We start from the raw sequence: 12,759 nt of genomic DNA on the forward strand, positions 1-12,759 counted from the left end.
AGTGTAGATAACTTTCACCCCTGACCATCGAGGCTGCCGATGACGAACCCCACCGCGCCCCTGCCCATCATCGCAGGCGCACCGGAGACCGCGCCCACCGGGGTCCCGGGCAGGCGGACCGCGGGCATGGCCATGGCCGTCGCCTCCGCGCTGGCGTTCTCATCGAGCGGGCCCCTGGTGAAGCCGCTGCTCGAGAACGGCTGGTCGCTCGGCGCCGCGCTGTTCATCCGGATCGGCGTCGCAGCCCTCGTGCTGTCGCCGTTCCTGATTCGCGCGATCGCTCGAGAACGGCACTTCTTGCGTCGGCACGGCCTCGCGTTGATCGCTTTCGGTGCGATGCCCGTCGTCGGCTGCCAGCTGTTCTACTTCTCGGCCATGCAGCGGATGCCGGTCGCCGTCGCCCTCCTCATCCAATACCTGGCGCCCGTCCTCCTGGTGATCTGGGTGTGGCTGACCACCCGCCGCCGACCGTCACCGACGGTGATCGCCGGTTCCGTCGTCGCCATGGCGGGTTTGGTGCTGGTCGTCGACATCGCCGGAGCCCGTTTCGACTTCTGGGGCACGCTCCTCGCCCTCGGTGCCGCCCTCTGCACGTGCGTGTACTTCGTCATGGCCGAGCGCACCGGCGACACGCTACCGCCCCTCGTCCTGGCCGCCGGAGGCATGGTCGTCGCGAGCGCGATCATCGGCACCCTCCTTCTCACGGGCTTCCTGCCGTTCGCGACGAGCACCGTGCTCGCAGACGTGGTCGGGATGCAGCTGCCGCCCATCGTCGTCCTGCTTTGGGTGGGCGCCGCGACCGGGACCGCCTACGCCCTGGGAGTCTCCGCGGTTCCGCGCACGGGGTCACGTCTGGCATCGTTCATCGGTCTGTCGGAGGTTCTGTTCGCACTCGGCTTCGCGTGGCTGCTCCTGGCCGAGGCGCCCGCGCCGGTCCAGTTCGTCGGCGGGGCGCTCATCCTCGTCGGTGTGGTCCTCGTGCGGCTCGACGCCGAACGCGCACCGGCAGCCGTCAGCCCGCGCGCCCCTCAGCGAGCATCGGCTTTACGCGGTGCGGAATCACGTCGTCCATGATGAGCGAGGTCTCCGTGCGTTCGACCCCATCGATGGCGAGGATGCGCGCGTCGACGGCGAACAGGTGCTGCGTGTCGCGCGCGACCACGCGGACCATCAGGTCGACCTGACCGCTCAGCCCCTGAGCCTGCAGCACCTCGGGGACGGTTGCGAGCTCCTGCGCGATACGGGGCAGGTCGGGCTGGCGGAGCACGACGCTGATGAGCGCCTCGATCGGGAAGCCGAGAGCGCGCATCGAGATCGACCGCTCGTACGAGAGGAAGACACCCGACTGCTCCAGCCGTGCCATCCTCGCCTGGACCGTGTTGCGTGACATGCGCAGGCGCTCGGCGAGCGCGACCACCGTCGCGCGGGGGTCATCGGCGAGAGCTTCGAGCAACGCGAGGTCGACGCGGTCGTGCATGGTCATGATGCTTGGACGATACACCGCTCGGAGCCCCACCTCGGAGCATCGCCTCTCGCGGCGAGCGACGGGGCGGCGGCAGGGTCAGATCGTCGCGAGCGCGGGGGAGTCGATGAGGCGCAGACGCTCGCGCTCCATGACGAAGGTGTGCGCCGATCCGTTGGCGAGGCGGACTCCCTGCAACGGGAACTCCTCTGCGGTCGCATGCCGGATGACCTCACGGATGAGGGCGCCGTGCGCGACGACGATCAGCGGCACCGCGATCGGTGCCGTGGTGGCACGCGCGTCGCGGACGGCCCGCTCGAGCCCGCGCAGCGCCCGCTCGCGGACCACCGGCCACGGCTCCGCGTTCGGCACGTCGGCCACGGCCCATTCGCCCCAGCGAGCGTGGAACTCCTCGACCCCGACGCCCTCGGCATCCCCGTAGCCGCGCTCCCGCAGCTCCGGATAGGTGCGCGGCGCAGCGGCCCCCAGCCCGTCTGCGATGATCCGAGCCGTCTCGGCTGCGCGCGAGAGATCGCTCGAGGCGACGACTGCATCCCCGTCGAGCGACTCCCGCAGGGCGGCGGCGACAGCGCGAGCCTGCTCACGTCCGGTGTTGTTGAGGGGAATGTCGGTGGAGCCCTGGATCCGCCGTTCACGATTCCAGTCGGTCTCACCATGGCGCACGAGGGTCAGGATGGTCACCTCTCGACCCTACGCTGACGGTCGTCCGACCTCGACCTCACCGCCGGGACGGCAGCGCGTCGGCGAAGACACGGAGGACATGACTCGTGCCGTCATCGATCTTGACGGTTGCCTTCGGGTCGGAGCGCGTCGCGCCTCGGTTGATGATGACCACCGGGAGCTTGCGGCGGCGTGCGCGCTCGACGAGCCGGACGCCCGAGTTGACCACCAGCGACGACCCGGCGACGATGAGCGCGTCGCTCGTGCGCACCAGCTGCTCGGCCTCCGCGAACTTCTCACGCGGCACGAACTCGCCGAAGAAGACGACATCCGGTTTCAGCATGCCGCCGCAGACCGTGCACGTGGGCACGATGAAGCCGTCGCTCGTCGCGGGCAGGACGTCGCCGTCGGGGCCCAGCTCGACGTTCTCGGGGACCGTGATCCACGGATTGTCCCGTTCCACGCGCTCGGCGAGATCGCGCCGGTCGAAGACCTGACCGCAGTGCAGGCAGAACACGCGTCGCATCGTTCCGTGCAGCTCGACCACCCGGCTGCTTCCGGCCCGCAGATGCAGACCGTCGACGTTCTGCGTGATGACGCCCGTGACGACGCCGGATCGCTCGAGATCCGCGAGCGCCGCGTGGCCGTCGTTCGGTCGCGCCGCCGCGAAAGCCTGCCAGCCGAGATGGCTGCCGACCCAGTACCGCCGACGCGCGTCAGCGCTCGCGAGGAACTGCTGCGCCGTCATGGGCGTCCGCACCGGCGCTCCGGCGCCGCGGTAGTCCGGGATGCCCGAGTCGGTCGACACGCCGGCTCCGGTGAGCACCGCGATGCGACGGCCCGCGAGTACCTGCAGGGCGTTGTCGATCTCGTCGCCCGCGGGCGTCTCGAGGTCGGGGTTCGTCACAGTCCCACTCTACGAGCGTCAGCGCATCGCCCGGGCGACGTGACAGGCTGAGACAGTGCCCGTGATCCGCATCGACGACGCCACCGACCCCCGCCTCTCGGACTACCGCGACCTGACCGATGTCGCGCTGCGCCGGGTGCTCGAGCCCGCAGGCGGCCTCTACATCGCCGAGTCGGCGAAGGTCATCTCTCGCGCTCACGCAGCAGGGCACCGCGCGCGCTCGTTCCTCGTGCAGGAGAAATGGCTTCCCGATGTGGCCGACCTCGCAGGCGACGCGCCGGTCTTCGTCGTCTCGGACGAGGTCGCCGAGCAGGTGACCGGTTACGCCGTGCACCGCGGAGCCCTCGCCGCCATGCACCGGCCCGTCACAGCACCGGTCAGTGAGATCGTCGCGGACGCCCGGCTCGTGCTGGTGCTCGAGGACATTGTCGACCACACGAACGTCGGCGCCGCCTTCCGAGCCGCCGCCGGTCTGGGGGCCGATGCGGTGCTCGTGAGCGAGCGCTGCGCCGACCCCCTCTACCGCCGCAGCGTCCGCGTCAGCATGGGCACGGTCTTCCAGGTGCCGTGGACGCGTCTGCCGGCCTGGCCGGAGGCGGCGCCGCTGCTCCACGAGGCCGGTCTCCACCTCGCCGCCCTCGCCCTCGCGGACGGCGCCGTCCCGCTCGATGAGTTCGCCGCAGCGCGGCCCGATCGGGTGGCACTGCTCATGGGGACCGAGGGCGACGGGCTCAGCCGGCGCGCCCTCGCGGTCGCCGACACCGTCGTCACCATCCCGATGGCCGGCGGAGTGGACTCCCTCAACGTCGCCGCGGCCGCCGCGGTGTCGCTCTGGGCCCTGCGCTGATCAGTCGGGGTCGTCGGCGCGCCGCAGGACGGGCAGCGGCTCGGGCCGCTTGGCGGTGATGTGGTCGCCCGAGGACTGATGCCGGAGCCGGCGCAGCACCCACGGCATGAGGTACTCGCGAGCCCAGACGAGGTCGTTCGCGCGGGCCGCCCGCCAGGTCAGCACCGGTGTCGTGTCGGGCTGCATCGGTTGCAGGTCGTTGGGCACGTTGAGCGCCCGCAGCACCATGCGCGCAACCTCGTGGTGGCCGAGCGAGTTGTAGTGCAGCCGGTCGTCGTCGAAGAAGCGCATGTCCTGCACCTCTTTCAGCGCCCACTGATCGGCGACGATCGCGTCGTAACGGTCGGCGATCGCCCGGATGTTCTCGTTGTAGATCGCCACCCGGCCGCGGATGCCGCGGAAGACCGGGGTGAAGTTGGTGTCGATGCCGGTGAAGAGCACGAGCGTCGCGCCCGTCGACGACAGGCGTACGACGGCATCTTCGAACTGCTGCGCGACGGCGTCGGGGTCGGACCCCGGTCGGATGACGTCGTTGCCGCCCGCCGAGAAGGTGACCAGGTCGGGCTTGAGCGCGAGTGCGGGCTCGATCTGATCCGCCACGATCTGGCCGATGAGCTTGCCCCGGACGGCGAGATTCGCGTACGCGAAGTCGGGCACCTGTGAGCTGAGCACCTCGGCCACGCGGTCGGCCCAGCCGCGGTGCCCGCCGGGACTGCCGGGCTCGGGGTCGCCGATTCCCTCGGTGAACGAGTCGCCGATCGCGACCATGCGACGCCACGGGTGAGCGGTCTCGTTCGGCACATAGGGTGTGCGCCGCGCGTCCTCGGATGGCTCGTTGTTTCTCATGACCCTCCTCGAAGCTCCGTACCTGCCACGCTATCTCGTGCCGGGCGATCGTGTGGGTGGGGTCGTTTAAGGTGGTCCATCGTGACAGAGGACCCCCAGGAGCATTTCGGAAGCTTCGCCGCCGAGCACCTGTCACCCTCGTTCCCGCAGCGTGCGCCGTGGGGTACCGCTCAGCGCCTGCGTGCGTGGCAGGCAGAGGCGCTGGACCAGTACTTCGGCGCCGACGGCCCGGAGGGTGTCGGACGCGGACCGCGCGACTTCCTTGCCGCTGCGACCCCCGGCGCCGGTAAGACGACGTTCGCTCTCCGCCTGGCGTCGGAGCTGCTGCGCCGTGACGTCGTCGATCGCATCATCGTGGTCGCCCCCACCGAGCACCTCAAGACGCAGTGGGCGGATGCCGCCGGCCGAGTCGGCATCCGTCTCGATCCGCGTTTCAGCAACCGCCACGGGATGCCGTCGCGGCAGTACCACGGCGTCGCGGTGACCTACGCGCAGGTCGCGGTGAAGGCATCCGTCCACCAGCGGCTGACGATGGATGCCCGCACGCTGGTCATCCTCGACGAGGTCCATCACGGCGGCGACGCGCTGAGCTGGGGCGATGCGCTGCGCGAGGCCTACGGCAGGGCGACGCGACGTCTGCTTCTCTCGGGAACACCGTTCCGAAGCGACACCGCTCCGATCCCGTTCGTGGAGTATCACCCGAACGAGAAGGGCATCCGCCTCTCCAAGACGGACTTCAACTACGGCTACGGACGCGCCCTCGCCGACGGTGTCGTGCGCCCCGTGCTGTTCCTCGTCTACGCCGGCCACATGAAGTGGCGGACGAAGACCGGCGACGAGTTCGAGGCCCACCTCGGCCAGGACAACACGAAGGACATCACCTCGCAGGCGTGGCGCACCGCGCTGAACCCCGAGGGCGACTGGATCCCCGCCGTGCTGAGGTCTGCAGACCGTCGCCTGAGCGAGGTGCGCCAGGACGTGCCCGACGCCGGCGGCCTCGTCATCGCGACGGACCAGACGGCGGCGCGGGCGTATGCGGAGATCCTTCATCAGATCACTGGCGAGGCTCCGACCGTCGTGCTGTCGGACGACAAGTCCGCGTCGGGCAACATCGAGATCTTCGCGCAGTCGACCACCCGGTGGATGGTCGCGGTGCGCATGGTGTCCGAGGGCGTCGACGTTCCGCGGCTCGCGGTGGGCGTCTACGCCACGTCCTCCTCGACCCCGCTGTTCTTCGCGCAGGCGATCGGGCGTTTCGTCCGGGCTCGTCGTCGCGGCGAGACGGCGAGCGTCTTCCTCCCGAACGTGCCCGTCCTGCTCAACCTCGCCGCCGAGATGGAGCGTCAGCGCGACCACGCGCTCGACCGAGAGGCAGGCGACGACGACGGCCTCGAAGACACCCTCCTCGCGGAGGCGGAGAGCGAGGACAAGGCCTCCGATGAGCTCACCCAGGAGTTCAGCTACCAGGCGCTCGGCTCCGTCGCCCACTTCGACCGCGTCCTCTTCGACGGCGCCGAGTTCGGCCAGCTCGCGGTGCCCGGCACGCCCGAGGAGGAGGAGTTCCTGGGCATCCCCGGACTTCTCGAGCCCGAGCACGTGCACGAGCTGCTCATGCAGCGCCAGTCGCGGCAGACCAAGCACCGGCACAGCCGCGAGGCACGCGAGAGCGCAACGGGTGCCGCATCCGGCGGGGATGCTCCCAGCGCCGAGTCGACACTGCCCGAGCCGTTGCACCGGTCGCTGAAGGAGCAGCGACAGCTCCTGAACAGCCTCGTCGGCCTGTACGCCCGCCAGAGCGGTGAGCCGCACGGCCAGATCCACGCCGAGCTTCGTCGCGTGTGCGGCGGACCGGCTGTGTCGCATGCGACCGTGGCCCAGCTCCAGGCGCGCATCGCGGTCCTGCGATCACGCGTGAGATCGTGACGTCGTCGGCGCGCCACGCCCGGCGTGCCGACGATTCTTCGCCCCGCCGGTGACGTGTTAGTGTTGTTCCTCGGTTGGGAACAACTGAAAAACACTGCGCGGGTGGCGGAATAGGTAGACGCGCTAGCTTGAGGTGCTAGTGCCCGTATAGGGCGTGGGGGTTCAAGTCCCCCCTCGCGCACAGTGAGAGAAGGGCTCCGGAAACGGAGCCCTTCGTCATTTCCCGGAACGGTTCACGACTACCGTGGAGAGCATGTCCGAGTACGACGATCTGCCCGAGGTCGCCCGCGTCGCGCGGGATCTGATCCGCTTCGACACGACCAACTTCGGCGAGGGGCGCTCGCGCGGCGAACGCGAAGCGGCCGAGTACGTGGGGGCCTATCTCGAGGCGCTCGGACTCCGACCCGAGTACTACGAGCCGATCCCGCGGCGCACGAACGTCTCTGTGCGCATCCCGGGTCGCGACAGCTCGAAGCCGGCTCTCGTCCTGCACGGTCACCTCGACGTCGTGCCGGCCGTGGCGGAGGACTGGAGCGTCGACCCGTTCGAGGGCGTCGTTCGCGACGGGATGCTGTGGGGTCGCGGCGCCGTGGACATGAAGGACATGGACGCGATGATCCTCACGTCCGTGGCAGAGCTCCTGCGCGCGGGGGAGCAGCCCGAGCGCGATCTCGTCGTCACGTTCTTCGCCGACGAGGAGAACGGCGGGGTCGAGGGATCGCAGCTCGTCGTGCGCGATCGGCCCGAGTGGTTCGCCGGAGCGACCGAGGCCATCAGCGAGGTCGGCGGATACTCGATCGGCGTCGACGGGCACCGGGCATACCTGCTGCAGGTCGGCGAGAAAGCCCTCGTCTGGCTGCGGCTCCACGCCACCGGACGAGCGGGCCACGGCAGCCGGCTGCATCCGGAGAACGCCATCACGCGTCTGTCCGAGGCCGTCGCGAAGCTCGGTCGCGCGCACTGGCCCATCGAGCTCACGCGCACGACCCGACGACTCGTCGACGACCTCGCGGCGCTCAGCGGCCGGGACGCGTCGGATCCGGATGCCGTCGCCGACGCGACCGGGCCGACGTCCGCGTTCCTCGCGTCGACCTTCCGGACCACGACGAATCCGACGGGTCTGACCGCGGGATACAAGCACAACGTCATCCCCGATGCCGCGTCCGCTGCGATCGACGTGCGCACGCTCCCGGGACAGGAGGATGCGGTGCTGGCGGAGATCCAGCGAATCGTCGGCGACGACATCCGCATCGAGATCGTGCATCGCGACATCGGCCTCGAGGTCCCCTTCGCGGGGTCGCTCGTCGACACCATGGTCGGTGCGCTCGGCCGACACGATCCCGGCGTGCCCGTGCTGCCGTACCTCATGGGCGGCGGCACCGACAACAAGGCGCTGTCCGAGCTCGGCATCGCAGGATTCGGCTTCGCGCCGTTGCGCCTCCCGGCCGACATGGACTTCACGGGTATGTTCCACGGTGTCGACGAACGCGTCCCGATCGACGCGCTCGTCTTCGGGCAGCGCGTGCTCACCGATCTCATCCGCACGTACTGAAAGGCCGCCCATGCAGCTCCTCGAGGCCATCATCCTGGGCATCGTCCAGGGTCTGACCGAGTTCCTGCCGATCTCCTCGAGCGCCCACCTGCGCATCGTGGGGGAGTTCCTGCCGTCCGCGCAGGACCCCGGCGCCACCTTCACCGCGATCACTCAGATCGGGACCGAACTGGCCGTGCTGGTGTACTTCTGGAAGAAGATCACCCGCATCATCGGTCGCTGGTTCCGCTCGTTCAACGGTTCGGTCCCGCGTGACGATGCCGACGTTCGTCTCGGCTGGATCGTCATCATCGGTACCCTGCCGATCGGCGTTCTCGGGTTCCTGTTCCAGGACGTCATCCGCGACACCTTCCGCAATCTCTGGCTCGTCGCGATCGTGCTCATCGTCTTCGGCCTCATCCTCGGGGCGGCCGACGCGCTCGGGCGACGCGTCCGGACCGAGAAGGACCTGACGTACGGTCACGGTCTGGCCCTCGGGTTCGCGCAGGCGCTCGCGCTCATCCCGGGCGTATCGCGCTCGGGCGCCACCACGACGATGGGGCTCGCGCTGGGGTACACCCGGCCCGCGGCCGCAGAGGTCGCGTTCCTCCTCGCCGTGCCGGCCGTGTTCGGCAGCGGTCTCTACGAGCTGCTGCAGGCGATCCGTGAGCCGGGAGCGTCGGTGTTCTCGCTCGTCGACACCGCCGTGGCCACCGTCGTCGCCTTCGGCGTGGGACTCGCCGTGATCGCCTTCCTGATGCAGTACCTCAAGCGCGGCAGCTTCCTGCCGTTCGTGCTCTATCGTGTCGGGCTCGGAGCGGTGCTGATCGTCCTGCTCTCGCTCGGAGTCCTGCAGGCGTACTGAGCCGGCCGGACGGTCGCGGCGCGCGTCTCAGCGATGCGGGCCGCGACCGAGGCCACGGCCGTCGCCGCCGTCGCCGCGGTGCCGGAGGTACTTCTCGAACTCCTGCGCGATGGCGTCCCCCGAAGCTTCGGGGGAGTCCCACGTGTCGCGGGTCTGCTCGAGTTGACGGATGTACTCCGTCATCTCCTCGTCGTCAGCCGCCGCGGCGTCGATGGTCGCCTCCCAGGCGAGCGCATCACCCGGCAGCGAGCCGCGCGCGACCTTGGCGCCCGTGATGCCCTCGAGCTTGTCGAGAAGCGCCAGGGTCGCTTTCGGCGACGGCGAGTGGCCGGCAACGTAGTGCGGCACGCTCGCCCACAGCGCCGCCGTGGGGATCCCGGCCTCCTCCGCCGCAGCGGCGATGACCGACAGGATGCCGACGGGGCCTTCGTAGGTCGAGCGCTCGAGACCGAGCGCCGTGCGCAGTTCTTCGTTGTCGCTGCCGCTGAAGACGGTGATGGGACGGGTGTGGGGAACGTCGCTCATCATCGAGCCGAGCGCGACCACACCGGTGATGTCCTCGCTCAGCGCTGCATCCACCAGCTCGGCCGCGAACGACTTCCAGGCACGCGCCGGTTCGGCGCCGCTGAGGACCCAGAGACGCGTGCCGCGTGCAGTCGCGCGCGGTCGCCAGATCGTCGCATCCGGCCATTTCAGCGAGCGGCGGCCGTCAGCGTCGGCCTGGATGTGCGGCCGCGTGTACATGTAGTCGAAGTACAGTTCAGGATCGACCGAGTAGACGGCGTCGTAGGGACGGGATTCGCGGAGCTGTGTCGCGGCGGCGGTCGCGGCTTCGCCGGCGTCGTTCCACCCGTCGAACGCGACCACGAGGACGCGGCGTCCCAGACTGTTCAACCCGTCCTCCGTTCCGAGCCGGCTCGCTCTGCGCGAGCGGGTCTGCTCCACGATACGCCGAGGCCAGCGCATGCGGGTCGGGCCACGCGGCGTCTCACCCCTGCATCGGTAACATGGTGCGGATGACTTCTCGTTCCCCTGCCGCGGTCCTCTGGGACATGGACGGCACGCTCGTCGACACCGAACCGTACTGGATGGCGGCCGAGGGTCCGCTCGTCGAGAGCTTCGGAGGAGTGTGGACGCCCGAGCAGGCGCTCAGCCTCGTCGGACTCGGGCTCGAGGACTCCGCGCGCATCCTGCAGAATGCCGGTGTCCGGATGCAGACGCGCGAGATCATCGACCACCTCACCGAGACGGTCTCGGGTCAGTTGCGCCGCGGCGGCACTCCGTTCCGCCCGGGTGCGCGCGAGATGCTCTCCGGGCTCCGCGAAGCCGGGATCAAGACGGCGCTCGTGACCATGTCGATGCGCAGCATGGCCGACACCGTCGTGTCGTCTATCCCGTTCGAGGCGTTCGACGTCGTCATCGCCGGCGACGAGGCGGCCCGCCCCAAGCCGTTCCCCGACCCCTACCTCCAGGCGTGCGCCGCGCTCGGGGTCGATGTCGCCGACACCGTCGCCATCGAGGACTCACCCAACGGCCTGCGTTCGGCGGTCGCCTCCGGCGCCGTCGCACTCGGAGTACCGCTGATGGTCCCACTGCACGGCCTCGGTGCTCACGCTCTCTGGGACTCCCTCGCGGGGCGATCGGTGGCAGACCTGGCCGATCTCTTCGCCCTCCACCGACTCGGAGCTTCCGCATGACCGACGACCTCCAGCCCCGCGGCCCCTTCCGTTACGGCGACCGCGTCCAGCTGACCGGCCCCAAGGGACGGATGCACACGATCACCCTCCGAGAGGGCGGCGAGTTGCACACCCACCACGGCGTGCTGCGCCACGAGGTCCTCGTCGGCCAGCCCGACGGGTCGGTGGCGACCAACAGCGGTGGGCACGAGTACCTGGCACTCCGCCCCCTGCTGCGCGACTTCGTGATGTCGATGCCCCGTGGTGCCGCGATCGTGTACCCGAAGGATGCGGCTCAGATTCTGGCCGCGGCCGACATCTTCCCCGGCGCCACCGTCGTCGAGGCCGGTGTCGGCTCGGGCGCGCTGTCGCTCTGGCTGCTTCGGGCGATCGGCGACCACGGACGGCTCGTGTCATTCGAGCGACGCGCCGAGTTCGCAGAGGTCGCCGAGGCGAACGTCGCCACGTTCACAGGCGGTACCCCCGCGAACTGGTCGGTCATCGTCGGCGATCTCGTCGAGAGCCTGCCCGACGCCGTCGAGCCGGGGACGGTCGACCGGGTGGTCCTCGACATGCTCGCGCCGTGGGAGTGCATCGACGCCGTCGCCGACGCGCTCGCCCCCGGGGGCGTCGTGCTCTGCTACGTCGCCACGGCGACCCAGCTCAGCCGTGTCGCCGAGTATCTCCGCGGCACGGGCCTGTTCACCGATCCCGACGCGTCCGAGACGATGATCCGCGGCTGGCACGTCGAGGGTCTGGCCGTGCGCCCGGACCACCGGATGGTGGCTCACACCGGATTCCTCATCACCGCCCGCCGCCTCGCTCCGGGGGCCATCCCGCCCGATGTCCGGAAGCGTGCGCTGAAGAAGCCGTCGTACGACGATGCGGACGTCGAGATCTGGACGCCGGGAGCCGTCGGCGACCGCGAGATCACGGACAAGAACCTCCGCAAGCGCGTCCGCGAAGCGCAGCGGGCCGCGCGGAGCTCGCTCTCCGTTCCGGACGGGCACGACGACGACTCCGCGTAGACTGCTGCGGTGCGTAGGATCATCGCCGCCGCCGGCGCTCTCTCTCTGACCGTGCTCGCCCTGACGGCCTGTGCCACGCCGTCCTCGGGCTCGGCGTCGTGCACGCGCGACGTGTCCGAGTCCTCGGCCCTCGATCTCGTCGACGTCAGCGACAGCCCCGTCGGCACGAAGCCCACCGTCGCCCTCTCGGCACCGGTCCACGTCGACGGTCTCGCAGCACGCGACACCGTGACGGGAGACGGTCGTGCGGTGACGAGCGACGCACAAGACGTCGTCTTCGACCTCACGGTCCTCGACGGGTCATCGGGTGCGCCGATCGCGGCATCCGGATACACCGGCGAGCTGTCGGAGGTTTACCCGCTCGACAGCTGGGATGCCACATTCCCGGGCCTCGTCGACGCCCTGCACTGCGCGACCGAAGGCTCGCGCGTCGTGATGGCGCTCGGCCCGGACGAGGTGACGGCCGACACTCGTGCACGGTTCGGCATGGCGGAAGATGCCACGACGGTCGTCGTCCTCGATCTGCAGAAGGTGTATCTCGCCGCCGCTGACGGTGCCGAGCAGTTCAACGATCGGGCCGGCATGCCCTCGGTCGTGGTCGCTCCTGACGGACGCCCCGGCATCGTCATCCCCGACAACGACCCGCCCAGCGACCTCGCGATCGAGGTGCTGAAGAAGGGCGACGGTGAAGAGGTCACCGGCGATGTGCCCGTGCGCGTGCACTACACCGGCGTGACGTGGGCCGACAAGAAGGTCTTCGACAGCACGTGGGGTCAGGGCGCGCAGCCGATGGAGCTCGACAAGACGATCCCCGGGTTCGCCGAAGCGCTCCGAGGCCAGACCGTCGGCTCGCAGATCCTCGTGGTGATCCCGCCCGACCAGGGTTACGGCGACACGGCCCAGGGCGGCATCCCCGCCGATTCGACGCTCGTGTTCGTCGTCGACATCCTCGGCCTCGACGCCGCGTCCTGAGTCGGGGGACGACGGCCACGC

The 12,759-nt window shown here is 69.9% G+C and carries 13 protein-coding genes and 1 tRNA gene; 9 read left to right on the forward strand and 5 right to left on the reverse strand.

Features of this window, described 5'->3' with window-relative positions; translation table 11 throughout:
- Nucleotides 1–39 precede the first annotated feature (39 nt).
- Nucleotides 40–1,074 (forward strand): DMT family transporter, encoded by a 1,035-nt coding sequence (locus tag DO944_RS03860; protein ID WP_112614772.1) that lies wholly within the window; start codon nucleotides 40–42, stop codon nucleotides 1,072–1,074.
- Here DO944_RS03860 and DO944_RS03865 read toward each other — a convergent pair.
- From DO944_RS03865 to DO944_RS03875, 3 genes are all read right to left on the reverse strand, one after another.
- Nucleotides 1,013–1,483, reverse strand: coding sequence for an Lrp/AsnC family transcriptional regulator (locus tag DO944_RS03865; protein ID WP_112614774.1), 471 nt, complete (start codon nucleotides 1,481–1,483; stop codon nucleotides 1,013–1,015). The two genes, DO944_RS03860 and DO944_RS03865, sit on opposite strands and share 62 nt — an antisense overlap.
- Nucleotides 1,484–1,561: 78 nt before the next feature.
- Nucleotides 1,562–2,164: a histidine phosphatase family protein gene (locus tag DO944_RS03870; RefSeq protein WP_112614776.1), complete on the reverse strand. Its 603-nt coding sequence runs from the start codon at nucleotides 2,162–2,164 to the stop codon at nucleotides 1,562–1,564.
- A gap of 37 nt (nucleotides 2,165–2,201) precedes the next feature.
- Nucleotides 2,202–3,050, reverse strand: a complete 849-nt coding sequence (locus tag DO944_RS03875) for a Sir2 family NAD-dependent protein deacetylase (RefSeq protein ID WP_112614778.1) — start codon at nucleotides 3,048–3,050, stop codon at nucleotides 2,202–2,204.
- Nucleotides 3,051–3,105: 55 nt separating this feature from the next.
- Here DO944_RS03875 and DO944_RS03880 point away from each other — a divergent pair, with 55 nt between their 5' ends.
- The gene (locus DO944_RS03880; protein WP_112614780.1) at nucleotides 3,106–3,897 is read left to right on the forward strand and encodes an RNA methyltransferase; all 792 of its coding nucleotides are present in this window, start codon (nucleotides 3,106–3,108) and stop codon (nucleotides 3,895–3,897) included.
- Here DO944_RS03880 and DO944_RS03885 read toward each other — a convergent pair whose 3' ends face one another.
- Nucleotides 3,898–4,743 carry an SGNH/GDSL hydrolase family protein gene (locus DO944_RS03885; RefSeq protein WP_112615155.1) on the reverse strand — a complete coding sequence of 282 codons (846 nt, stop codon included), beginning with the start codon at nucleotides 4,741–4,743 and terminating at the stop codon, nucleotides 3,898–3,900.
- A 78-nt stretch (nucleotides 4,744–4,821) separates the two neighbouring features.
- Between DO944_RS03885 and DO944_RS03890 the strand changes: the two genes are divergently transcribed.
- From DO944_RS03890 to DO944_RS03905, 4 genes are all read left to right on the forward strand, one after another.
- Nucleotides 4,822–6,666: a DEAD/DEAH box helicase gene (locus tag DO944_RS03890; protein ID WP_112615157.1), complete on the forward strand. Its 1,845-nt coding sequence runs from the start codon at nucleotides 4,822–4,824 to the stop codon at nucleotides 6,664–6,666.
- Nucleotides 6,667–6,762: 96 nt separating this feature from the next.
- Nucleotides 6,763–6,847: transfer RNA gene (locus DO944_RS03895), tRNA-Leu, on the forward strand.
- A 72-nt stretch (nucleotides 6,848–6,919) separates the two neighbouring features.
- The gene (locus DO944_RS03900; RefSeq protein WP_112614782.1) at nucleotides 6,920–8,218 is read left to right on the forward strand and encodes a M20/M25/M40 family metallo-hydrolase; all 1,299 of its coding nucleotides are present in this window, start codon (nucleotides 6,920–6,922) and stop codon (nucleotides 8,216–8,218) included.
- A 10-nt stretch (nucleotides 8,219–8,228) separates the two neighbouring features.
- On the forward strand, nucleotides 8,229–9,062 hold the full coding sequence (locus tag DO944_RS03905; protein WP_112614784.1) for an undecaprenyl-diphosphate phosphatase: 834 nt from the start codon (nucleotides 8,229–8,231) through the stop codon (nucleotides 9,060–9,062).
- 27 nt (nucleotides 9,063–9,089) lie between these two features.
- Here DO944_RS03905 and DO944_RS03910 read toward each other — a convergent pair whose 3' ends face one another.
- Complete coding sequence (locus tag DO944_RS03910) at nucleotides 9,090–9,956, reverse strand: PAC2 family protein (protein ID WP_112615159.1); 867 nt, start codon at nucleotides 9,954–9,956, stop codon at nucleotides 9,090–9,092.
- A gap of 122 nt (nucleotides 9,957–10,078) precedes the next feature.
- Here DO944_RS03910 and DO944_RS03915 point away from each other — a divergent pair, with 122 nt between their 5' ends.
- The 3 genes from DO944_RS03915 to DO944_RS03925 are packed head-to-tail and all read left to right on the forward strand — an operon-like array spanning nucleotide 10,079 to nucleotide 12,738.
- Entirely contained in the window at nucleotides 10,079–10,759 is a 681-nt protein-coding gene (locus DO944_RS03915) for an HAD family phosphatase (RefSeq protein WP_112614786.1), read from the forward strand.
- Nucleotides 10,756–11,766 (forward strand): tRNA (adenine-N1)-methyltransferase, encoded by a 1,011-nt coding sequence (locus DO944_RS03920; RefSeq protein WP_112614788.1) that lies wholly within the window; start codon nucleotides 10,756–10,758, stop codon nucleotides 11,764–11,766. Before DO944_RS03915 ends, DO944_RS03920 begins: the two co-directional genes overlap by 4 nt.
- 9 nt (nucleotides 11,767–11,775) lie before the next feature.
- Nucleotides 11,776–12,738 carry an FKBP-type peptidyl-prolyl cis-trans isomerase gene (locus tag DO944_RS03925; protein ID WP_112614790.1) on the forward strand — a complete coding sequence of 321 codons (963 nt, stop codon included), beginning with the start codon at nucleotides 11,776–11,778 and terminating at the stop codon, nucleotides 12,736–12,738.
- Nucleotides 12,739–12,759: the final 21 nt, after the last annotated feature.

This window comes from Microbacterium sp. SMR1, assembly GCF_003289625.1.
GTDB classification, from domain to species: domain Bacteria; phylum Actinomycetota; class Actinomycetes; order Actinomycetales; family Microbacteriaceae; genus Microbacterium; species Microbacterium plantarum.